Annotated in this window: 18 protein-coding genes; 7 read left to right on the top strand and 11 right to left on the bottom strand. The window is 44.0% G+C overall.

Annotated features, from left to right (window positions below; translation table 11 throughout):
* Nucleotides 1–128 precede the first annotated feature (128 nt).
* Nucleotides 129–722 (top strand): Maf family protein, encoded by a 594-nt coding sequence (locus PSI17_RS01165; protein WP_273550188.1) that lies wholly within the window; start codon nucleotides 129–131, stop codon nucleotides 720–722.
* Here the strand turns inward: PSI17_RS01165 and rluC are convergent.
* Nucleotides 716–1672, bottom strand: coding sequence for a 23S rRNA pseudouridine(955/2504/2580) synthase RluC (rluC, locus tag PSI17_RS01160; RefSeq protein ID WP_273550187.1), 957 nt, complete (start codon nucleotides 1670–1672; stop codon nucleotides 716–718). The genes PSI17_RS01165 and rluC overlap by 7 nt on opposite strands.
* 556 nt (nucleotides 1673–2228) lie before the next feature.
* Between rluC and rne the strand changes: the two genes are divergently transcribed.
* Nucleotides 2229–5477: a ribonuclease E gene (rne, locus tag PSI17_RS01155; RefSeq protein ID WP_273550186.1), complete on the top strand. Its 3249-nt coding sequence runs from the start codon at nucleotides 2229–2231 to the stop codon at nucleotides 5475–5477.
* Between the two features lie 106 nt (nucleotides 5478–5583).
* Nucleotides 5584–6210, top strand: a complete 627-nt coding sequence (locus PSI17_RS01150; protein ID WP_273550185.1) for an SDR family oxidoreductase — start codon at nucleotides 5584–5586, stop codon at nucleotides 6208–6210.
* Between the two features lie 67 nt (nucleotides 6211–6277).
* On the opposite strand, the gene tmaR is transcribed toward PSI17_RS01150, so the two are convergent.
* The gene (tmaR, locus tag PSI17_RS01145; RefSeq protein WP_045971322.1) at nucleotides 6278–6598 is read right to left on the bottom strand and encodes a PTS system regulator TmaR; all 321 of its coding nucleotides are present in this window, start codon (nucleotides 6596–6598) and stop codon (nucleotides 6278–6280) included.
* A gap of 238 nt (nucleotides 6599–6836) precedes the next feature.
* Between tmaR and sbcB the strand changes: the two genes are divergently transcribed.
* The gene (gene sbcB, locus PSI17_RS01140) at nucleotides 6837–8267 is read left to right on the top strand and encodes an exodeoxyribonuclease I (RefSeq protein ID WP_273550184.1); all 1431 of its coding nucleotides are present in this window, start codon (nucleotides 6837–6839) and stop codon (nucleotides 8265–8267) included.
* Nucleotides 8268–8358: 91 nt separating this feature from the next.
* Here sbcB and dld read toward each other — a convergent pair whose 3' ends face one another.
* The 8 genes from dld to yieE all read right to left on the bottom strand — a co-directional run bounded on the left by dld (nucleotide 8359) and on the right by yieE (nucleotide 20241).
* Nucleotides 8359–10104 (bottom strand): D-lactate dehydrogenase, encoded by a 1746-nt coding sequence (gene dld / locus PSI17_RS01135; RefSeq protein ID WP_273550183.1) that lies wholly within the window; start codon nucleotides 10102–10104, stop codon nucleotides 8359–8361.
* A gap of 228 nt (nucleotides 10105–10332) precedes the next feature.
* Nucleotides 10333–11721: an APC family permease gene (locus PSI17_RS01130; RefSeq protein ID WP_273550182.1), complete on the bottom strand. Its 1389-nt coding sequence runs from the start codon at nucleotides 11719–11721 to the stop codon at nucleotides 10333–10335.
* Nucleotides 11722–12385: 664 nt separating this feature from the next.
* Nucleotides 12386–14344, bottom strand: coding sequence for a ligand-gated channel protein (locus tag PSI17_RS01120; RefSeq protein WP_273550180.1), 1959 nt, complete (start codon nucleotides 14342–14344; stop codon nucleotides 12386–12388).
* A gap of 154 nt (nucleotides 14345–14498) precedes the next feature.
* Nucleotides 14499–15287, bottom strand: coding sequence for an ABC transporter ATP-binding protein (locus PSI17_RS01115; RefSeq protein ID WP_273550179.1), 789 nt, complete (start codon nucleotides 15285–15287; stop codon nucleotides 14499–14501).
* Complete coding sequence (locus tag PSI17_RS01110; protein WP_273550178.1) at nucleotides 15284–16369, bottom strand: FecCD family ABC transporter permease; 1086 nt, start codon at nucleotides 16367–16369, stop codon at nucleotides 15284–15286. Before PSI17_RS01110 ends, PSI17_RS01115 begins: the two co-directional genes overlap by 4 nt.
* Before the next feature lie 19 nt (nucleotides 16370–16388).
* Nucleotides 16389–17489, bottom strand: coding sequence for an ABC transporter substrate-binding protein (locus PSI17_RS01105; protein ID WP_443255985.1), 1101 nt, complete (start codon nucleotides 17487–17489; stop codon nucleotides 16389–16391).
* 262 nt (nucleotides 17490–17751) lie between these two features.
* Complete coding sequence (locus tag PSI17_RS01100) at nucleotides 17752–19239, bottom strand: amino acid permease (RefSeq protein ID WP_273550176.1); 1488 nt, start codon at nucleotides 19237–19239, stop codon at nucleotides 17752–17754.
* A gap of 138 nt (nucleotides 19240–19377) precedes the next feature.
* Nucleotides 19378–20241, bottom strand: a complete 864-nt coding sequence (gene yieE / locus PSI17_RS01095; protein WP_273550175.1) for a DNA-binding transcriptional regulator YeiE — start codon at nucleotides 20239–20241, stop codon at nucleotides 19378–19380.
* A gap of 189 nt (nucleotides 20242–20430) precedes the next feature.
* On the opposite strand from yieE, the gene PSI17_RS01090 reads away from it, so the two are divergent.
* Nucleotides 20431–21522 (top strand): YeiH family protein, encoded by a 1092-nt coding sequence (locus PSI17_RS01090; RefSeq protein ID WP_273550174.1) that lies wholly within the window; start codon nucleotides 20431–20433, stop codon nucleotides 21520–21522.
* A gap of 180 nt (nucleotides 21523–21702) precedes the next feature.
* Nucleotides 21703–22563, top strand: coding sequence for a deoxyribonuclease IV (gene nfo, locus PSI17_RS01085; protein WP_273550173.1), 861 nt, complete (start codon nucleotides 21703–21705; stop codon nucleotides 22561–22563).
* Here nfo and fruK read toward each other — a convergent pair.
* Nucleotides 22543–23484 carry a 1-phosphofructokinase gene (gene fruK, locus PSI17_RS01080; RefSeq protein WP_273550172.1) on the bottom strand — a complete coding sequence of 314 codons (942 nt, stop codon included), beginning with the start codon at nucleotides 23482–23484 and terminating at the stop codon, nucleotides 22543–22545. The two genes, nfo and fruK, sit on opposite strands and share 21 nt — an antisense overlap.
* Before the next feature lie 221 nt (nucleotides 23485–23705).
* Between fruK and PSI17_RS01075 the strand changes: the two genes are divergently transcribed.
* Complete coding sequence (locus PSI17_RS01075; protein WP_273550171.1) at nucleotides 23706–24125, top strand: nucleotide triphosphate diphosphatase NUDT15; 420 nt, start codon at nucleotides 23706–23708, stop codon at nucleotides 24123–24125.
* Nucleotides 24126–24283 lie beyond the last annotated feature (158 nt).

Genomic DNA, 24283 nt, shown 5'->3' with positions numbered 1-24283 from the left:
CTTTGTAGTGAGACATAGTCAAAGAAAAAGGCCAAACATCTGTGCCTTTCCGACAAATATTCGCTTATTAAGCGGCATATAGTTTAAAATGCCCACAAATATTTCTCTACGTATTTTATGGAAAAATGATGCTTCCGATTGTTTTATCATCAACTTCTGAATATCGCCGCCTATTGTTGGAAAAATTGGGGTTACCTTTTACTTGTGCTTCCCCTGATATTGATGAAAGCCCGCTGGAAAATGAAAGTCCAAAACAATTGGTCATGCGGCTGTCACAGGCAAAAGCCAGTGCATTACAGCGGGAACATGCCAGTCATCTGATTATAGCGTCGGATCAAATTTGTGTTTTAGATAACAAAATTACCGGCAAACCCCATAACTTTGAGAATGCTTTCTTGCAACTGAAAAAAGCCAGTGGAAAATGTATCACTTTTTATACCGGCATTACGTTACTTAATAGCAAAACCGACGAGGTTGATACTCGTTGTGAACTATTTCATGTCTATTTCAGAGATCTTACCGAAACAGAAATCATTCATTATTTAAACAAAGAAAAGCCTTTCAATTGCGCTGGTAGCTTCAAAAGTGAAGGCTTAGGCATTACATTATTTGAAAAACTTGATGGCAAAGATCCGAACACACTTATCGGCTTACCACTCATCACTTTGACAGAGATGCTTATCCGTCAGGGGATAAACCCACTGACGGTACGTTCTCAATGATGAGTATGCCGCAGTATTTTTAAACAATTCCGCAACCTATCGTCCATTGGGGCTTCGAAACGCAACGTTTCCCCCGTGGATGGATGGGTAAATTTTAATGAGCTGGCATGTAGGAACAATCGGTTAAGCCCTGTTGCCACAAGCTGTGCATCAAATGCCCTATCGCCATAACGATCGTCAAATGCAATGGGATGACCGGCATGTAAAGCATGCACGCGGATCTGGTGGGTTCGCCCCGTCACCGGACTTGCCCGCACCAAGGTCGCAAACGCATATCGTTCTTCAACTTTAAAACGGGTTTCAGACGGTTTGCCTTCCTGGCTGACTTTAACCACCCTTTCCCCACTTTGCAGGAGGTTTTTCAACAAGGGCGCTTCCACGACTTTACAATGAGATTGCCATTGCCCGCGCACTAATGCCAAATAGTCTTTCTGCATCTGTTTCAAGCGTAATTGTTCATGCAGTGCCCGCAATGCAGAACGCTTTTTCGCAATCAACAAAATGCCCGATGTATCGCGATCAAGCCGATGCACCAGTTCAAGGAAACGCGCTTCAGGACGCAAGGCCCGTAACCCTTCTATCACGCCAAAACTCAGGCCGCTGCCCCCATGTACTGCGGTTCCCGAAGGTTTGTTCATGACTAAAATATGGTCATCTTCATACAAGATACACTCTGCCAGGGCAGCAACCTTATCCAGCTTGGCAGAAACCAGGGTTTCTTGCTTTTCTGCGACTCTCACTGGCGGTATCCTGATGACATCACCTGCTGCCAATTTATATTCAGGCTTGATTCTTCCTTTATTGACCCGAACTTCACCTTTACGCAAGATCCGATAGATCATGCTCTTAGGTACACCTTTTAAACGGGCCAGCAAAAAATTATCCACTCGCTGACCTGCCTCATCGTCATCAATCGTGACAAACTGTACAACTTGATTATTTGTTTTCATGGGCAAGATTCTAATAATCCAACAAACAGAGCGCTACTCATTTTTAAATATGTCTAAATAATATTCATTTTTCCTATTTCATTATTTCAAATGTCTTAGGATAAAGACTAAAGATTAACAACTTATCACTATTTCCTAATAAAAAACCCGTAAAGCGATAAAGTCACCTTGCTATCACCCCAATAGCAATGGAATAATGCTTTCTGGCCACGGTTTACTAAACTATGAATGGCAAGATTGAAATTGTTTGTTGTCTGTTTGATTGAGCAAAAACGCAGCAATGGCGTAAGACGTAATGTTTGATCAAACAATTTATGGGCTGCGGGTGGCAGCTTACTGGATTGGGTAAAATCTGTACCAATTTATTACAGCATCCCAATAAAGAGTACTGTGTTCAAATGAAATTCAGACTCACCGACAAATAGGCGCCTCTATACAGACGATAGCCGTGAGGCTGGCGGTTTTGTAAAAGACACGAGGTCATCGGTAACCAGATAGCTCACCTCTTTTTTACTCGCAGCTCTATATTAATGTAAAAAATAATGAGTAAGTTAGAATGAAAAGAATGTTAATCAACGCAACCCAGCAGGAAGAGTTGCGTGTTGCCCTTGTTGACGGGCAACGTCTTTATGATTTGGATATTGAAAGCCCTGGCCATGAGCAGAAAAAGGCAAATATATATAAAGGTAAAATTACTCGAATTGAACCTAGCCTGGAAGCTGCTTTTGTTGATTACGGGGCGGAGCGTCACGGTTTCCTACCCATAAAAGAAATTGCTCGCGAATATTTCCCAAATAATTATCACTCTCATGGTCGCCCTAACATTAAGGATATTCTTAAAGAAGGCCAGGAAGTCATCGTCCAAGTTGATAAAGAAGAACGGGGCAATAAAGGCGCTGCTTTAACCACTTTTATCAGTTTGGCGGGCAGCTATCTGGTTCTGATGCCAAATAACCCAAGGGCAGGAGGAATTTCTCGCCGCATTGAAGGTGATGATCGCATCGAATTAAAAGAAGCGCTCTCTTCCCTTGAAGTGCCGGAAGGAATGGGGCTTATCGTTCGCACCGCTGGCGTTGGTAAATCTGCCGAAGCCTTGCAGGGTGACCTGAACTTCCGCCTGAAACATTGGGAAGCCATCAAAAAAGCCGCAGACAGCCATCCTGCCCCCTTCCTGATCCATCAGGAAAGTAATGTTATCGTGCGCGCATTCCGTGACTACCTGCGCCCGGACATTGGGGAAATTTTGATTGATAACCCCAAAATCCTTGATTTGGCACGCCAGCATATCACCGCGCTGGGACGCCCTGATTTTGCCAGTAAAATCAAACTTTACAGTGGCGAAGTCCCGCTGTTCAGCCATTATCAAATAGAGTCGCAAATCGAATCGGCCTTCCAGCGTGAAGTGCGGTTGCCTTCCGGCGGCTCTGTGGTCATCGATACGACAGAAGCCCTGACGGCAATTGATATCAACTCATCCCGTTCAACTCGTGGGGGTGATATTGAAGAAACCGCGTTTAATACCAACCTGGAAGCCGCTGATGAAATTGCACGTCAATTGCGCCTACGTGACCTTGGTGGCCTTATTGTTATCGATTTCATCGACATGACCCCTGTACGCCATCAACGCGAAGTTGAAAATCGGCTGCGTGATGCTGTGCGCCAAGATCGCGCCCGTATTCAAATTGGCCGAATTTCCCGTTTTGGCTTACTAGAGATGTCGCGTCAGCGTTTAAGCCCATCTCTGGGTGAATCCAGCCACCATGTTTGTCCTCGTTGTAGCGGCACCGGAACGATCCGTGATAACGAATCACTGTCCCTGTCCATTCTGCGCTTAATCGAAGAAGAAGCACTGAAAGAAAACACCCATCAGGTTCATGCGATTGTTCCTGTGCAGATTGCTTCCTACTTACTGAATGAAAAACGTCAGGCGGTCAGCGCTATTGAACATCGTCAAGGCGGGGTTGGGGTTGTCATTGTTCCGAATGATCAAATGCAGTCTCCGCATTTCTCTGTTTTACGTGTACGTAAAGGCGAAGAGATTTCAGCTTTAAGCTATTTACTTCCACAACTGCATGAAGCAGAAATGTTAAATGTTCAGGATGATGTTCAACATGAACGCAAGCGTCCAGAGCAACCTGCTATTTCAACTTTTGATCTGCCAGCAGAAACAGCCGCACCGGCGGCAGTAAAAGCAAAAACAAAAGAGAAAAAAGCAGTAGACACTCAGCAGAAGCCAACAGAAAACCCCGGTTTGCTCAGTCGGTTCTTAAGTGCCCTGAAAAAGATGTTCAGTGGCGAAGAAGAAAAACAAACCGAAGAAAGGGACAAAAAATCTTCTGGCAATGATAATCGCCGTCCATCAGAGCGTCGTAACTCTCGCCGTCAGAATCAACGCCGCGAACGTCCCGAAAGTGATGCACGCAATAACCGTGAGCGCGATGAACAGCGGAAGAGCCGTAATGCTCAGCAGAAAAATAATGTTCAAGACAGCACGGAGATGGATAACGAAGCTCGTGAAGCACAGCAGCAGCAACGCCGTGAACAACGGGTTGAACGTCAACGTCGTCGTCAAGAAGAAAAACGTCAGCAACAACTGGAAACTAAAGCTCAACAGACACCTACTCAACCTGACATGGTCGAAGAAGAAGTTGAAGAGCGCCAGCCAGTTATGCCTCGCCGTCAACGCCGTCAGCTTGAGCAAAAAATCCGTATCACTGACGGAGTGAAGCAAGAAGCTAATGTTGTGGCCTTACCCGCAGTGCTGCCTGAATCTGCACCAGAAAACGCCGGCAAAGAGACAAAAGCGTCTGTACCCGCCGTTATTGCTACTGGTGTTGAGGCCGCCAACCAACCTGCGATGCCACAAAATACGGTTGCACAAAACGCTGCTTCCCTGCCGGTTGCTTCACAACCAATCGCGTCACAAATTATTACCTCACAAAACAATGAGCAGCAAGATAACACAATGCCGCGTCGTTCACGCCGTTCTCCACGCCACCTGCGTGTCAGCGGTCAACGTCGCCGTCGCTACCGCGATGAACGCAATCTGACTCAATCGCCGGTTCCATTGAAAATGGCTGTCGTATCACCAGAACTGGCATCAGGTAAAGTGTGGGTTCGTTATCCTGTGACGCCTGTCAGCGTTGTTGAATCTGAAATTCCCGCTTCTGTTAATGTCATTAACGAAACGGTTGTTGAAGAAAAAACCACACCTGTACAACAGGAAAACGTGATTCTGATGCCATCAATCACAGAATCAGCATCAATGACAACAGTGCCTCACGTTGAAATAATCGATGATGCTTCTACCGTGCTATCCGCAGCACCGGAATTAGACAGCGCTAAGATTTCTCAACCAGAAAACGTGGAACCGGTTATCAACCATGATGAAAAACATCAGCCGGAAGTGTCAGAAGTTTTAGCTGATAAAGGAACACTTATTCCAGTATCACCTGATTCTGAAGAAACACGTCACACAGTCGATTCCATCATTGTGACGCCTATTGTTGAACAAGAACATCATGAAGAACAACCCACTGACGCAACGGAAATATGCGCTAAGGCAGAGGAAGTTAAGACGGAAGAGACAAAAGTTATTGAGTCTTCGATTATCGTGGAAAAAAATCAACACGCTTATTCTCCAATGACGAAGGCACCGGCACCAGCAAATAGGGTGAATCCGCCAGTTATTATCACTGAATGGCAACGCCCTGCTTATCCATTTAAAGGAAAAGGCGGTGCAGGCGGGCATTCTGCAACGAGTATTGCCACCTCTGCCATGTCTAAGCCACAGCCATTCGAATAATCGGATTGCGGTAATTTTATGGTGAAATGGCTCCCTGATTGGGGGCCATTTTTTTATTCACCCTTGTTTATTTAAGAGGGTTAATTTTATGGAGGATTTGCTGTCTATGAAACCCTGGCTCATTTTTGGTGCTGGAAAAGGTGTCGGACGCCATTTAGTTACGATTGCCCTAAAACAAAATCGGCCTGTCACGGCTTTAATTCGTAATGCACAACAAGCAGTGGAACTCAGTGCAGTAGGCGTTAACGTTATACATGGCGATGCTTGTGACAGAGAAAGCATAGAAAAAGCGATTGCTCAAGCGGGAGAAAACCCGGTAGTTTTCTCTACGATTGGCGGAGGAAATGCCGATCACTATGGGAATATGGCAATAATAGATGCCTTAGAGCAAGCACAAATTTCCCGCATGTTATTAGTCACTTCCATTGGATGTGGTGAAAGTTGGAAGTCATTATCAGCACGGGCCAAATCATTATTTGGTCAGTCTGTCAGATACAAATCACTGGCTGAAAGTTACCTGCAAACCAGCACATTGGATTTTACCATCATCCGCCCTGGCGGACTGACAGATCAATCCGGCACCGGACATTGCAAACGTTATCAAGCAGAAATTCATGGCATGGTCAGCCGGGAGGATGTGGCAAATCAATTGGCACAAATGGCGGAAGATGAACAAACTTATGACCAAATTTATGCCTTAGTTGATCCTGAACTCAAGCCACATTGGAACTAAAACCAAAAAACAACCACGCCATTGGGCGTGGCTGTTTTCACCCACTAAAATTTTCACTCACTAAAAGTTACTTCACGCCACCATCCATTGCCTTAAGTTTCTTAGATAACTCACGGCGTTCTTTAGATAGCTCGGCATTTTTGATGATATATTCATCAACGCGTTCTTCATAATCACTGCGCATATGGGCAATAATGCCTTGAATATCTTCAATCGACATGCCGGGCTTTATGTAGTCACCCAAGTTATCAAGCAGGAGGACACGTTTTTGGTTATCCCGGATCTTTTTCTCATTGTCTACAATTTCGCGCTGTAATTTGTTTTTACGACGAAATATACGCACAAACTCCAGTACATTGTGGAATGTTGGTTTATTTGTGTTGTCCATTTTTTACACCTTTTTTAATCAGACCGATAATTTCTTATGCTAACTACACAATACAATTTCAAGCAGCGCATAGACAAGTCAGTTTCAACAATTTATTGATCAAACTATTGTTCAAATCCACGATATAGTTATCCATACCCAATCATTCAGATCCGTCATAATATGGTTTACCATGTACAGCACATAGTAATACTGAAATAGTAATACCAAGATTGGCGACAACGAAGAGTACACAACCTTGAATACCCGTAAAGAAAACCAGAGTTTCTACTTCCATGATTATGAAACCTTTGGTAAGCATCCGGCCTTGGATCGCCCCGCACAATTTGCAGGAGTTCGCACCGACAGTGATTTTAATATCATTGAAGAGCCTTTAGTGGTGTATTGTGCTCCCGCTGATGATTATCTTCCCGACCCTGAAGCTGTCATGATCACGGGAATTACCCCTCAGTTGGCCTTGAAAAACGGCGTCAATGAAGCTGAATTCACCCGACAAATCCATGACGCGTTCAGCAAACCCAATACCTGTATTCTTGGCTACAATAACATTCGTTTTGATGACGAAGTCAGCCGTAATATTTTTTACCGTAACTTTTACGACCCTTATGCCTATAGCTGGCAAAAAGGCAATTCCCGCTGGGATTTGCTTGATGTATTGCGTGCCTGCTATGCCTTGCGTCCGGAAGGGATTGTCTGGCCAGAGAATGAAGATGGACTACCCAGCTTCAAACTGGAACATCTGACAAAAGCCAATGGTGTTGAGCATACTCATGCGCATGATGCCATGTCCGATGTTTATGCCACTATTGCCATGGCCAAGTTGGTGAAAAAAGCCCAACCTAAGCTATTTGATTACTTTTTCCAGTTAAGAAATAAACAGAAAATCAGCAATCAAATTGATATTCCACAAATGAAACCTCTGGTACATGTATCAGGCATGTTTGGGACTCTGCGCAGCAATATTAGCCTTGTCGCGCCTTTGGCATGGCATCCGAGTAACCGCAATGCGGTTATCATGTGCGATCTGGCCGGTGATATCACGCCACTTCTGCAACTCAGCGCAGAGGAATTACGCGAGCGTTTATATACCCGGCGGGATGAATTACGGCCCGATCAAAGCCCGGTCCCGATTAAACTGGTGCATATTAATAAATGCCCAATCATTGCACCAGAAAATACCTTGCGGCCAAAAGATGCCGAGCGGGTCGGATTAGATCGCAACCAATGTGAACAAAATTTGGCTATCCTGCGCAATCATCCGCAAATCAGAGAAAAAGTTGTTGAACTGTTTTCTGATCCAGACGTGTTCCCAGAATCTGATAATATCGATACTAAACTTTATAGCGGTTTTTTCAGTGATGCTGATAAAACCGCAATGGAAATTATCAGAGAAACATCGCCCCAGAACTTACCTGCCCTGGATTTAACATTCCAGGATGCGCGCATTAAGCCGCTGTTATTCCGCTATCGCGCGAGAAACTACCCAGCAACACTGGATGATGACGAGCAACAACGCTGGTTGCGTTATCGTCAGGATACGTTAACACCGGAAAGTATCAGCCAATATCTTGCAACGATTGAAAGACTTTTTGCTGAATATCAGTCTGATGAAGAAAAGTGCCGTCAGTTAAAAGCATTGGTTAATTACGCAGTGCAATTAGCTGAATAAAAGCTATAGATATTAAGATTCGTTTAATCATAGAAAAAGACAAACAGCAATGTGTTGTCTTTTTCTATTTTGAATTCGTTATAAAGGCAAACTAATCCTGTTGATGCTCAACAACGTGGCAACCGCATTCTTCTCCCCAATGTTTCAGCTTAGACGTTTTACCTATCCCCGGATTTAAGCTGTTGGTCGGATCAGTCATTTGATAGAAACGCTTAAGCTGTGGTTTGGCTTTATATAAATGACCCACGTTGTGTTCAGCGGGGTACTCTGCCCCACGTTGATTCAAAATTTCCAGCATTTTTGCTTTTAGGGCATGAACATCGGTGCCTTTTTTGACGATATAGTCTTGATGAAATACATGACACATAAAATGGCCATAATAAAGCCGGTGAACCAACGCTTTATTAATTTCGGCCGGCAAAGTCTCAAACCATTCTCGATCATTACGGCGCAAGGCAATGTCCAATGCCAAAATATCTTCCACTTCATGACTATGAACAGCTTGGTAACGGATTGCAGCCCCTGCGGCGGCAAAACGGTGTAAGAATGCTTTTGCACCTTCTGCTGGAGTACAAGCAAAATATTCTCCATCCGCTTGTTTAAAGTAACTTTCCAGCCACTCACTCGCCTCCTTAATTCCCTCACCTGACATTTTCAACATTAAGTGATGTTCAAAGCGGTTCCGGTACTCTTTCAGGCGTTCGGGTAAATGCGAGGGCAATAAGCGGCTCAATCCCTGCATAATACGATCGGTTAGATGTGAGGGTAAAAACGGCACTTTATCTAATATGGCATCGGCCCGTCCTTTCAAATTGAAAAACATCGGCATTTTATCTGTACCGAGTTTATCAATCATAACAAAGGTGTCTTTCCCATAGATTTCTGCGATATCAAATATATCCCGATGCATGTATTCCCCGGCAACGGGCAAGTGCTGGAAATTCGATAAAATATGACGACGTAACTCCGTCAATACATCAGGTTGATGGGTTCCGATGTAGAAAACTTGCGAAGAGGACTCTGCGGGGAAAGTATCAAGACGGACGGCAAAAACAACTAATTTACCCGCACAACCTGAGGCTTCAAACAACCTGCGCTCATCCGCATTGAACCGTGATGGCGTGCCTGCATCAACATCACGGACACGCTGTGAATATTCATGATCAGAGGCCACGTTGTCATTGCGCTGAATATCTTCGGTTCGGTAACGTTGCTCTTCCAGACAAGTCAAAATATCTTCAGGCTGATCACCCAACGATATTCCCAAGTGATTAATCAGCTCAGCTTCTCCCTTTTCATTGACACGTCCATAGAGTGCCATTTCGGTATAAGCTGGCCCACGCTGCACCAAAGAACCGCCTGAGTTATTGCAAATCCCCCCAATAACAGAAGCCCCAATACAGGACGAACCAATCACGGAATGCGGTTCACGTCCCAATGGTTTCAATACCTTTTCTAAATGCCACAGTGTACTCCCCGGAAAGGCAATAACTTGGTTCGTTGATTGAAGGATCTGGATTTTATCCATGCGTAAGGTGTTAATAATGACGATATCGCGGTCGTAATTATCACCACTCGGTGTAGAACCTTCCGTTAACCCGGTATTGGCTGCCTGCATCAGAATAATTTTATCGGCATTAACACAGGCTTTGAATACTTGCCACTGCTCCAATAATGACCCCGGAAAAACAACCGCAAGGGCATTCCCTTGTCCAGAACGAAAGCCTTTACGGTAACGCTCCGTTTTTCGGGGTTCAGCGAGAATATGAGTAGCGCCAACAATATGGGTGAGAACAGCAATGAATTGCTGATTTTGAGGGTTTTTAGCATCATTCATAATCGTTTTCTTACCTTACGAGAGCCAAGCAAACGTGCTCTTAATGAAATCAGGTATGGCGAATTTTTATTATATGATGTCTTTTGATAAGTTTTGTATAATTTCTATGCTTTTTTATTCAATTAAAATGAAAACAGCACCCAACGGTGCTGTTTCACAAAAAGTATCAGTGTATTCTTCATGTTCAAACAGCAGCCTTACCCGCCGCCGTTTAAAATCTCTCTTTTATTATGACTCACTGAACTGAGGCATTGGCTGCCGGAAGCTACGTGTCAGGAAAAACATGTAAATAAGGCCAATTCCTGCCCAAATCAAACCTAACTCCATCGATTTTGCTTCCAGATTCACCCACAAGACCCCGACTGTCGCTGCACCAAATAGTGGCAGGATCAGGAAATTCAAGGTGTCTTTCAATGTACAGTTACGACGCTCACGAATATAGAATTGAGAGATAACCGACAAGTTAACAAAAGTAAATGCGACCAACGCACCGAAATTGATCAATGCTGTGGCTGTCACCAAATTCAAGCAACCCGCTAAAAGAACAACAATCCCAACCAATATGACATTGATTGCCGGAGTACGCCATTTCGGGTGAACATAAGCAAATACTTTCTCAGGCAGCACGCCATCACGCCCCATCACGTACAGTAAACGGGATACCCCTGCATGTGCAGCCATACCGGAAGCCATTACCGTGACACTAGAAAATATGAGAATAACGTACTGGAACAACGAGCCAGCAACATACAACATAATTTCTGGCTGAGAAGCATCCGGGTTTTTAAACCGGGAAATATCCGGGAAATAGAGTTGTAGAAAATAAGACACTGCGATGAAGATAACACCACCAATTAATGCGGTCAGGAAAATCGCTTTAGGAACAACCTTACCTGCATTTGGTGTTTCTTCAGACAAAGAGCTAATACCATCAAACCCAAGAAATGAGAAGCAAAGTATCGTCGCGCCAGTAATCATCGGAATTAATCGCGCTTCTTCTGATGTAAATGGCTGAATGCTCAGTAACGTACCGGCACCTTCCCCATGATAAACACCACGGATCATCAGTCCGACAAGTATTGCCATAACAGCAATCTGAACAATCACAACGATGCTATTGATATTCGCAACAACATTGATGCCACACAAATTGAAGGCGGTCGTAATCACAGCCAGCATGATCACAAAAACCCATGGATCAATACCCGGAAACAGAGCCTGTAGATAAATCGTTGCCAATAAGACATTAATCATCGGCATTAACAGATAGTCCAGTAAAGACGACCAACCGACCATAAATCCAAGATGGGGGTTCATTGATTTTTGTACGTAAGTATAAGCAGAACCCGCCGACGGAAAGCGTTTTACTAATTTTCCATAACTTAACGCTGTAAATAAAACCGCGATCAATGCAATAGCATAAGAGGTCGCAACGTGCCCGCCGGTCAAACCAGAAACAATACCAAATGTATCAAAAATAGTCATTGGCTGCATATAGGCAAGGCCCATCATGACGACTTGAAACAGAGTCAATGTTCTTCTCAGTTGAACGCGGTTGTCAGCACTGGTTTGGTTCATACCAAGTGCGCTAGCAGTAGTGGTGGTATTATGCAACATGAGCAAAATCTCCCATAACTTCGATCTGGGTATTGATACAACTACTTAATCGATAGTTACTGGGCTGACTTCGCATCTGTCTATAAACAGAAAAGAAAGAAGAATTGGAATAAGGCAAATTGACAGAGGGACATGCCCCATAGTCATCGTTGCAGCAACGAGCGCCAATTGGCACCAGTGCAAAAGAGAATAATTGCTCCATGTTTGCATTCCTCAGTACAGCAACCCAGTTTCAATGATGGTTGCTTATGGTCAATATCGATCCGGAACAGAATCCGGCCTCTTGGTGTTGTAAAAAATAACTCAAAGCAAAAAAAATAACTGGTGCATATTTACGCACCAGTTATTTTTTAGTGCACGTATTTTGCCTTTCAAGTCCAGAAATAGCAAGCGTGACGGCACTAAAAATTTATTATTTTTTACGACACTACAGAGCCTTATGGAGTTAGGCCCTTACTGAGTTAGTGCTGAAACTTAACGCCATCATATCCGTTGATTGGCTTTTGATAAGTTTTTAGCACAGAGAAGAACTCTTTGCCATTTAATTTGATTTTTTTGATAGTAAAAAATCGCCCCGCCATCATGAAATTGATGACGGGATGATTCTATATGAGGCTTAGATATTAGGTATAATGATTAATATTTATAAAAAAACAAATATTAATTAGAAGTCATAATTAATGCCAATATTGTAACGGCGACCATCCAGAACGGCATCATGGCTTTCTTCAGTCACTCGTTTGTCAAAAACATTATAAACTCCACCTAACAAGCGTAGATTCTTAGCTAAATTATAAGTCACGCCTAAATCGACAAAAGTATAAGAGGGAGTTCCATCTCTCATACTAGAGCGGTACTGATAATTCTTTGTTTTGCTGCGGAAATTAATGCGAGACCAAGTATCCAACTCAGGTAACGGCTGCCAGTTTAAGGTTGCATTTGCCATATGTGTTGGCATCTTGTTTAATGGCTGGCCGTTGAATTTACCACTTTTTTGCTCAGAATCAGTATAAGTATAGTTTGCTGCCAATGACAAACTTTCAACCACCTTCCAATTTAGGGTAGTTTCGATACCTCGAATATTGGCTTTATCAACATTTATCCGTTTGTTAATAAAATCATATTTATCTTTACCGATCTTACAATCCTTCTCGCAGCCTCTAATTTCAGTAATTTTATCTTTAAACGCAGTATTAAAAACGGTTACGCCAACATTAAGGTTATCTTGATTATTCCAGATAATACTAATTTCTTCATTAATACTTTTCTCTGGCTTGAGATCTGGATTCCCTAAGATCATTCCATTGCTGAACCGCCCACCGGTTGCTTGTCCCCAATTAGGCGCAACCTGTCTTATATCAGGGGAACGATAGCCTGTAGAGATCCCACCTTTAATCGTCCATTGCTCATCAGCATGCCAGACTCCATATAGACGAGGCGTCAAATGCGTACCGAAATTTTGATCCTTATCTAACCGGACTCCGCCAGTCAGGGCAAAATCATTCGTCATTTGCCATTCGTCTTCCAGAACGAGTGCCCAACTCCAGCGAGTTAATTTATTAACATTTTTGGCTGAAGGCAGCTTATTGCCATTATCTCGTAAATCCTCATAACGGTATTGGCCACCGACGCTAACTTTATGATCATCAAATACCAACGTTGTATGGTTATTGAATACCGTATCATTGTTTGTCATCTCACGTTCAGGATTACGAGATTCATCTCTTTGAATATAAGACGTCATGGCACCAAAGTCATAAACCCCCTGATGAGTAATAGAATAATTATTACGTTTATAACGACTTATGTCATTTTTACACGATTTTGGCTGACAGTCGCGAGTCTTGCCAATCGTTGAATCGCGATCTTGTTCATAGCGGCCAGCTTCAAAAGTAAAATCATTTTTCCCATCCGGCGTTAAAGAGACCGCCACTGCACCGTTACGCATCTCTTGCTCTCTAAATCCCCCTAAGAATTTATCTTCATTACGATGCGAATATAGGCCATTCACCCTCAATCCCAGTAATCCTTCAATAACTGGCCCGGCAGCATAAATACTATTCTGATAGCTATTCCCCGAATGTTTACTTTCGGTTAGGGTAGCATCTGCTCTCACACTTAAATGCCAGTCTTTCTGCGCCTTGCGGGTAATCACATTAATCACACCGCCCATAGCATCAGAACCATATAGCGAAGACATGGGTCCCCGTACCACTTCAATACGTTCAATGGCGGCCAACGGTGGTAACCACCCTTGTTCAATTCCCGAACCATCACTATTCGGACGAGTGCCACGTGTATCAACACGCTTACCATCAACCAAGATCATGGTATATTTGGACGACATACCACGAATACTGATATCGCTGCTGCTACCACCGCCAGTAACAACCACACCCGGTACATCTTTCAAGGCATCCGTCACATCACGATAGGCTTTAGTTTCCAGCTCTTCGCGGCTAACCACTGAAATAGAAGCAGGTGCATCTTCAATTTCTTGCTGGAAACCTGCGGCAGTGGTGACAACAATTTTATCTTCGCCATTATTAGCCGCTAAAACAGCACTGGATGAAATAGCGGCAATAATACCTAATACAACTTTTTTCTTTGCAAAAACAGCCATTCCCGACTCTCCAAACGGTAGAATAGAATTATTTAAACCAATATGGATAACCGACATACGCTCACAATACAGGGACAACTAATAACCCCTGTAAGTATTACATTTAATAAATGACACTTTAGTTCCACTAAAATGATTTATCGCTTTTATTATTTTAACTCGCTAATTCTGTCACTAAACCATCAATCAATACTTGTGGTATTCCCTGAGAACAACGTTCAATCCGGCCTTTAATACCATAAACCTCAGCCAAACTACTTGGCGTAATAACCTGTTCAGGTATACCTTGTGAAATTAAGTTACCTTTTTTTAGCATTAACACATGGTCACCATGACGCAATGCAATATTAATATCGTGGACAACAACAATGGTAATAATGTTACGGCGGCGCGTTTCACGGGCGACTAAATCCATGACATGGTATTGGTAATTTAAATCCAGCGCACTTAACGGTTCATCCAATAATAATAACGTCGGACGGCGAATTAATGATTGAGCCAATCCAACCAACTGCTTCTGACCACCCGATAATTGATCCAAATAGCTGAGTGCCAAATGCTCAATACCAAGCTGGCGTAACAGTTCCATGACCTCTTGTTCACATTGGCTATTACTCACGCCACCAGATGCCCGTTGGGCGACAATCACCGATTCCAATACATGAAGATGCACACCCGCGGGTAATGACTGAGGCAAATAAACCACGTTTTGGGCACGTTGGGCAAAATTCATCTTCATCAAATCCTGCCCGTTCAACAGCAATTCACCACTGGCTTTATTCAGCCCCGCCAGCGAACGCAGGAGTGTGGATTTACCACAACCATTCGGCCCTAGCAATACGGTGATTTGACCATGGGGCAATGAATTAACATCCAGATTTTCAATCACGGGATGTTTCGGATACCCTGCGTTCAACCCATTGATTTTTAGCCCCTGATTCATATATTCCCCTTATGACGTAAAACGATGCTAAGGAAGAAAGGCACACCGACCAACGATGTTACAATTCCAACCGGGATGATCACGCCCGGGATCAGGTTCTTAGAGGCAATGGAAGCCATTGATAAAACAAGTGCACCAATCAACGCACTCGCAGGCAGGAAGAAACGGTGATCTTCACCAAACATCATTCTGGCGATATGAGGAGCAATCAATCCAATAAATGCAATCGGGCCAACAAATGCAACCGCCAAGGCGGTCAGGATACTAATACGCAGCAAGGTTCCCAAACGAAGGCGGCTAATATTAATGCCAAAGCTGATTGCACGATCTTCTCCCAGACGCAATGCGGTCAGTTTCCAAGAATTGCTCATTGAGATAGGCATAATGACAGAGAAAACGAGTACCATAATACCCAATTTTTCCCACGTCGCCCTGCCAAGACTGCCCATTGTCCAGAAAACCAGCCCCTGTAAAGTGTCTTCCGTCGCGATAAATTGCATCATCGAAATCAACGATTCGAAGGTAAATACCATCGCAATGCCGAACAAAACAACGCCTGAGGTTGCCACTCTTGTCCAACGGGTAATGACATCAAGCATCAAGGCAGCTAATAATGCGAACAAAAAAGCATTTGCGGAAATAAACCACTGATCCGGGATCCCCGGTATGCCAATCCCAACCACAATCGCTAACGCTGCACCAAAAGAAGCAGCGTTGGAAACGCCCAAAGTAAATGGGCTGGCCAGCGGGTTATTCAGAATGGTCTGCATTTCAGCACCGGCCAATCCAAGTGATAAGCCGATCACTACCGCCATCAGGGCATAAGGTAATCGAATATCCCAAACAATCACCCGTGTTGCTGCATTAACACTTTCTGGTGAAACCAGTGTTTGCCAGAGGGTTTGCAGTGATAACCCTGATGGTCCCATTGTAAAATCCAGTACAATAGAAGTGCCAATCGCCAAAACGATGAATAATATCCATGCAACACGTCGGCGCAGGATATGACGATAATGTGCTTTTATGTCGCACTCATTTAATTGCTGTTTCACCATTGGCATAGGCTCGGTAGTGATACTCATTTTTATTACCTGTTACTGCTTATTTTTCGCTGACCCAATACGTGCCTACCGGCTCAATAGCCAAGAACTTATTATGAAGTTCTTTCAATGTTTGTTGCGGATCTAAATCAGCAAATTTTTCAGGATAGAACCATTTAGCGAAAACCTGAGCCACAACAACATTGTAAGGGGAGTTATAGTAGTGATGCCAAATACCGTAGCTACGCCCTTCCTTCACCGCAGTTAAATTATTGATACCTTTACGTTCAGTGATCTCTTTTAAGCCAGCACGAGCCGTATCGGCAGACGTTTGCGCGCCTATTTTGATCCCTTCGCCTTTGTCACCGGGATCTTGTGCACCACTTGCGATGTAAATATCAGGATCTTCTGCAATGACTTTTTCCAGATTCATGGTGCCCAATGGAGAAGGCAGGACTTCTTTGGCGATGTTTTTGCCGCCCGCCAAATCAATAAAGTTCCCCATATTGCCGTTACCTGCTGTACCGCAGCAATCTTCACTAGAACCTGCTCTTAGTTCAATAAATACGGAAGGCTTGTCAGCGCCGGGAATGCGATCCGTAATATCCGTGACCAATTTCAGATTTTTTTCATAAAAATCCGCGTAAGCGTTGGCCTGCTCTTCACGATGCAAGACTTTGCCCAGCATACGGATGCTAGTTAAGGTGTTTTTCAGGGGATCGTTGCGAAAATCGACAAAAACAACGGGAACACCCGCTTTTTCCAATTGCTGCACCAGCTCACTGTTTTTCCCCGGACCATGTCCAGAAAGGCCAAAAATGGCAACGTCAGGGGTGAGGGTAAGCACTTTCTCGGCGCTAACACTATCAGCGCTGGTGTTACCAATCAGAGGGATATTATCGATTTCAGGAAATTTAGCTTTGTAAACAGCGTAAGTTTGTGGGTCCAGTTTACGGAAATCACCCTGCCAACCCGCGATACGAGCCAGAGGCTTATCCCCTTCCAATATGGCAACAGAGTGGAATAGACGACCTTCACCCAACAAGATGCGATTGACTTTCTCTGGCACCTCAACAGTACGTCCAGCAACATCAGTGACTGTTTCAGCCCAAGATGTAAAACTTGCCATCATGGCAGAGCCTGCCATTAGACTGATACTCATACCTTTCACGACTGTTCGAAATACAAACTTCACTTTAGTTAGCCTCTTCATGCAACAATTGTGGTGCTAACAATAAAGCAAATAAGAATACTTATCAATGCGATTGGATCGGTATAGCCTAAATTTACCCTCCGTATTCTTCTTCTAACCCCATGAAAAATAAAAACTGCCGGTTCCATCACAGAACAGGCAGTCTTTTGCAAAACAAAATCAATAATGGTTTAATTAATAAGCATCATTTTACTAATGATTAGTTAACAAATTATTCATTATCGGTATATTTGAATATTGGAAATTCCATCTCACTGTACTTAACGAAACGCGTTTTCTTTTTCAGCTTGTAACCAAACCAAATAAGCAGGAATAACGGGATACCAATGTAAGTCGCCGTCACGCCGTACCAATCAATCTTATCTTGCAAAAACGCCTGATAATTTTGGCCTAAGGTGATAATCAAACATAAAATAAACGCAAAAATCGGCCCAACAGGGAAAAAACCTGAGCGATATGGCAGCGCATTGATATCCAGACCTTTGGCGATATAACCTTTGCGAAAGCGGTAATGACTGATTGCAATGCCGAGCCACGCGATAAACCCTGTCATGCCTGAGGTATTCAGTAACCACAAATAGACGGTTTGATTACCAAACATGGAGCTAAAAAAACACAACCCGGCTACCACCGTCGTAATATAAAGCGCGTTACGCGGAACGCCACCTTTAGACAGGTGACTAAAAATTTTCGGCGCTTTACCTTCTTTTGCCAGCGTGAATAGCATACGGGTAGACGCATACATTCCCGAATTTCCCGCTGACAGTACGGCGGTCAATATCACCGCATTCATTATCGCAGCGGCTGATAATAAGCCGGCATTTTCAAATACCAGTGTGAATGGGCTAACACTGATATCTTTCACGCCATTGCGCAGCAAACTAGGGTCAGTATAAGGAATGATCAGGCTAATGATTAAAATAGCAAACACGTAGAACAATAAGATGCGCCAGAATACCTTACGCACAGCACGAGGAATATTTTTCGCCGGATCTTTGGATTCGCCCGCGGTAATACCGATTAGCTCTGTCCCTTGAAAAGAAAAGCCGACAATCATTGCCACCCCAATCATGGCAGCAAAACCACCCGCAAAAGGCGCGTCATCAATACCCCAATTATGCCAACCCGCGCCTTCAGCTCCTTTCATGATGCCGGTAATCATTAAAATGCCCACAACGATGAAGACAATCACCGTGGAGACTTTGATCAAGGAGAACCAATATTCTGCTTCACCAAACCCTTTGACGGAAATGAAATTCAACAGGAAAATCAAGCCAAGAAATAAGGCACTCCATACCCAACCAGGAACATCATTAAACCAGTATCCCATCACCAACTGTGCAGCAACAAGGTCAACAGCAATCGTCACCGCCCAGTTGTACCAATAGTTCCATCCCAGCGCGAAGCCAAAACCTTCATCAACATATTTGGAACCATAAGTTGAAAATGACCCTGAAACCGGCATGTACGCGGCCAATTCGCCCAAACTGGTCATTAAGAAATAGACCATCAGGCCAATTAATGCATAGGAAAGTAAGGCTCCACCCGGGCCGGCCTGAGAAATTGTTGCACCAGAAGCAACAAATAACCCTGTGCCAATCGATCCACCGATGGCAATCATTGCCATATGTCGTGCTTTTAATTCACGGCGCAGGGTTGTTGGGGCCTGATCCCGTGGCATACTTTCTTCTTGAGACATTCTATTCCTACATCATTCGAAATAAATTTAATGCGGGATTGTAACAAATCCTCGTCTTCAGAATAGCAGCGATTCGTGGTTATAAGATACCTTCATAATCCGTAGCCAATTATTAGCTACACAATTATATTCTCAATATTAATGGCAGTAACTCAGCAGCTTCTTTAATGCATTGGACATATGTTTCTGGCGATGGTAAATCAGGTACAGGGTGCGATTGAGGCTCAGCCCAGGAATGACGAGTTCAGATAATGTGCCATTTTTTAGTTGTTCTTGGACAACCCGCCGGGAAAGACAACTGATCCCCATTCCATATTGAACAGCATGTTTAATGGCTTCTGAATTACCTAACTCCATCGCGATATTGAATCTGGGCATTTGTGAGAATAAAAGATGATCCAAAACCTCCCTTGTGCCTGAACCTTTTTCCCTCAATATCCAAGGACCCTTGATCAAATCGTCCACCCCCAGCGCATGTTGCAACAATGGGCTTTCCGGCGAAGAAAAAATAATTAACTCATCTTTCATCCACGGCTGGGTGATTAACTCAGGATCGTGACACAACCCCTCAATCAGTCCCAAATCAACCCGAAACTCAGCAACGGCCTTTATCACATCGCCGGTATTGCTGATATGCAATTCCAGTGGTGTTTCAGGATAATCCTGACGATATCTCGCTAGCATCTCAGGCAACATATAATTGCCAATCGTGCTACTGGCCGCTAACCGCAATGCGCCCAATTCAAGTTTGAAAAGCTGTTCCACTTCACCCGCCTGTTCAAGTAATGCCAATGCCTTGGGATACAGCAAACGCCCATGTTCATTGGTTACCAGACGTTTTCCGACCCGATCAAACAGTTGTACTCCCAACTGCCCTTCGAGATCGGTCAATGAAGCACTCACCGCAGATTGTGATAACGCTAACTGCTGAGAAGCCTGTGTCGTTGAACCACTTTTCAGAACTTCTGCAAAAATTTCCAGTTGTCTCAGAGTGATACGCATGTGGCCTCACGGGAAGCAAAATAAAATAGGAAGGTAGTCTTGATTTTAGACAGTATTATGCAACTTAACAAAAGTTACCCTTAATTAATCTATTTTGGTAGTTATATATATAAATATTATCAATTTTATTGATTTTATAATCTTCTATATGCTTATTCTTAAAATGCATAAGCCTATAGAGCCGCCACTATGTCCGAAAACCAAGTAGGAAAATTTATCAGAACCCAGCAAAATACTGCATCAAAATTAATTCCCGGTATCCTATTAGCCGCGAGCCTGACAGCCCTCGCCATCTATATCGGCACTATTCCTTGGTTTATCAATCTGGGATTGGGCGTTCTGACACTTGCTATCCTATTGGGCATTGTTATCGGCAATACCCTGTATCCCTCCTTAAAATCTACCTGTGATCGCGGTATCCATTTTTCCAAACACTACCTACTGCGAGCTGGCATCATTCTTTATGGATTTCGCCTGACGTTCCAGCAAATCACACAGGTTGGTGCAACTGGGATATTGATTGATGTCATCATGCTTTCTTCAACATTTTTTATCGCATTATGGATTGGGAGGGCTTTTTTTCGGCTGGATAGCCAAACTGTGATCCTGATTGGCGCCGGAAGCAGTATTTGTGGCGCCGCTGCGGTGATGGCAACAGAACCGGTTGTCAAAGCGACCGCCAGTCAAGTTGCCGTCGCCGTCTCTACGGTAGTCATTTTTGGCACACTTGCCATTTTTATTTATCCGTGGCTTTATCAGCTTAATACCCATTACCAATGGGTTAATTTCTCTCAGGAAACATTCGGTATTTTTTCTGGCTCAACGGTTCATGAAGTCGCCCAAGTCGTCGCCATTGGACATACGTTAGGCAACGAGGCCGAAAATGCGGCTGTTATCAGTAAAATGATCCGTGTCATGCTATTGGCGCCTTTTCTATTATTGCTTTCCGGCTATCTCAGTCGCATGAATCGCCTAAAAGTTAAACATGGCAATCTCCGCCGAGAAAAAACACCGATCACAATCCCATGGTTTGCGGTGTTTTTTATTATCACCGCAGGTTTCAACTCTTTTCATTTATTACCGGAATCTCTGGTCAACCTTATTATTGCCGCTGACACTATTATGCTGGCAATGGCAATGGTGGCTTTAGGGTTAACCACTCATGTCAGTGCCATCCGCCAAGCGGGGGTTAAACCCATTTTATTGGCACTCATTTTGTTTGTCTGGTTAGTCGTGGGAGGGTTAATCGTCAATCAAGGCGTTCAACATTTATTGCGCTAAATGATAGCCTATAAACTGCAAGTTGCAGCTCGCAAAAAGCAAGCTGCGTATTATCTCCCCGCGCCGCGGGGAGATAATAAATACATCTTGAAGTACGACAGCATGAATTCACTTTCTCCGCCAAAATTTTCTCAACGGGGTGAACAATGCCATAATGACGAAAACACAGGAGAAAATAAGATGAAATTTGTTGGAGCCCATGTGAGTGCCTCAGGCGGTGTTGATCAGGCTGTGATCCGTGCCCACGAATTAAACGCAACAGCCTTCGCCCTGTTCACGAAAAATCAACGCCAATGGCATGCTCCGCCGTTATCGACCGAGGTCATCGATAAATTCAAAGCAAACTGCGAACGCTACGGTTATGGTCGTCGGCAAATTCTGCCCCATGACAGTTACCTTATCAACCTTGGTCATCCTGAAGCGGACGGCCTGGAAAAATCCCGTGCGGCATTTCTTGATGAAATGCAGCGCTGTGAGCAGCTCGGGATCGACTTACTGAATTTCCATCCGGGCAGCCACCTCAAAAAAATTGACATTGATAAGTGCCTCGCTCGTATTGCGGAATCCATTAATATCGCATTAGACAAAACGCAAGGTGTTACTGCCGTGATCGAAAACACCGCCGGGCAAGGCACCAACCTCGGTTTTAAATTCGAACAACTGGCCGCAATTATTGATGGTGTAGAAGACAAAACCCGTGTTGGCGTCTGTATTGATACCTGCCACGCTTTCGCAGCAGGTTACGATTTGCGCACTGAAAAAGATTGCAATGAGACTTTCAACGCATTCGATAAAATTGTTGGGTTCCAGTACCTTAAGGCCATGCACCTGAACGATGCCAAGAGCGAATTTTCCAGCCGTGTTGACCGGCATCACAGCCTTGGAGAAGGCAATATCGGTAAGATCCCTTTCAGCTATATCATGAAAGATGACCGTTTCAATGGCATTCCGCTGGTGCTTGAAACGATCAATCCTGATATCTGGGACCAAGAAATTGCTTGGCTAAAATCCCAACAAGACTCATTGCCTGACCGAAATTAACTCGATCTTCGACATCATTGATGCAAGTTCAGTGCGGCTCTTAATCCCAACATTCGACTGGCTAACCGTAAGTGCAGAAACTGCGGTTGCCAGACGCAATGTATGCTCGCTGGATTCTCGCATCAGCAAACCGTAAACCAATCCACCGACCATTGAGTCCCCTGCCCCCACAGTGCTGACCACTTCACAATGTGGTGGCTTTGCCAACCATGTCCCAGAGGCATTCACCCATAATGCGCCCTGCTCTCCCAGTGAAATGACAACGTGGGCGATCCCTCTATCACGCAATTCATGAGCAGCATCAATCACACTGTTCAAATCCGGCAAGGGCTTACCCGCCCAAATCTCCAGCTCATGGCGATTGGGTTTTACCAGCCAAGGGGATGCCTTCAGGCCAGCAACAAGCGCTTCACGGCTACTGTCAAAAATGACGCAGGGACAGAGCTGTCGTAATTGCATCATCCAATCTGCAAACGACGCGGCTGTGATCCCTTCGGGCAAACTACCGCTGACGACAACCATATCGAACTGCCCCAGCCATGTCAGAGAGTCACTGACAAACCCGTTCCATTCTTCTTCTGCCACACGGAAACCAGAAAAATTGAAATCCGTCACTTCACCCTGTTTTTCGGTCAGTTTGACATTAATCCGCGTTCGCCCGGAAACGAAATGGAAGCGATTTATCATCTTGTTTTCGCTGAAAAATTGTTGAAATCCTTCCAGATTCTCTCGTCCGAGAAAACCGCTGACAGTAACATCAATACCTAAATCACGCAGTACCTTCGCAACATTGTTTCCCTTACCGGCAGCGTGAAGCCCTGCCGTCTGTACACGGTTAACATGTCCCTTAACAATATCTGGGCACAAACCAACTAAATCATAAGCTGGGTTTAAGGTAATTGTGGCAACTCGGCGGCTCATCTTGCCCGGTATCTCCTGAATAAACAGTCATAAGTAACATTAAGATTTATCTGTTAGTTATAACATCAAAATTGAATCGTTTCAGTTAAAATTATGGCTTGTTTGATCATTGTATTATCACTGATCACTGTGTTATCACTGATCAATGTGTTATCACTAGTCATTGTGTTACGACAATCTCTCTGAACTCATGTGAGCAGATATTAACCGGAGGAATAGCTGTGTCAGTTGTTGTCGGCGTTGGTGTGATTATCATTAACGATGAGGGTGAAATTCTACTGGGCAAGCGAACCAGCCAGCATGCACCATATTGGTCAATCTTCGGTGGCCATGTTGATCCTGGCGAATCCTTTGAAGAATGCGCTATTCGTGAAATTAAAGAAGAAATTGATCTCACAATCCAAGATCCCAAAGTTTACGGTATTTGCAATAATCTCGAAACGTATCACGAGGAAGGAAAGCACACCGTTTCAGTTTGTTTACTGGCACCGTATACCGGCGGTGAACCCAAATTAATGGAACCTGATAAGTGTGAACAATTAATGTGGTGTGATCCTAACCATCTCCCCGAACCTCATTTTGAAGCCAGTCGCAATGCCATTAAATTATGGCAACAAGCCCTGTTCTATTCCGCAAATTAATAGCAATCTTCGTCCTTCAGGCAGGTTTTCTTTGATAACCTGCCCTGCCTTTGTAAGCAAAATGTGACAAAAGCAATTTGATTATTTTTCTTAATTATTTGTTTACACATATAATTTATTAATGTATCGTCGCGCTAGTACAAGGTAATGCCATTCAT

Origin of the sequence: Xenorhabdus sp. IM139775 (assembly GCF_028598745.1) — a bacterium.
In the GTDB taxonomy this organism is placed as follows: Bacteria; Pseudomonadota; Gammaproteobacteria; order Enterobacterales; family Enterobacteriaceae; genus Xenorhabdus.
Note: the sequence above shows the minus strand (reverse complement) of the source record. Positions and strands in the feature narration are given on the sequence as shown.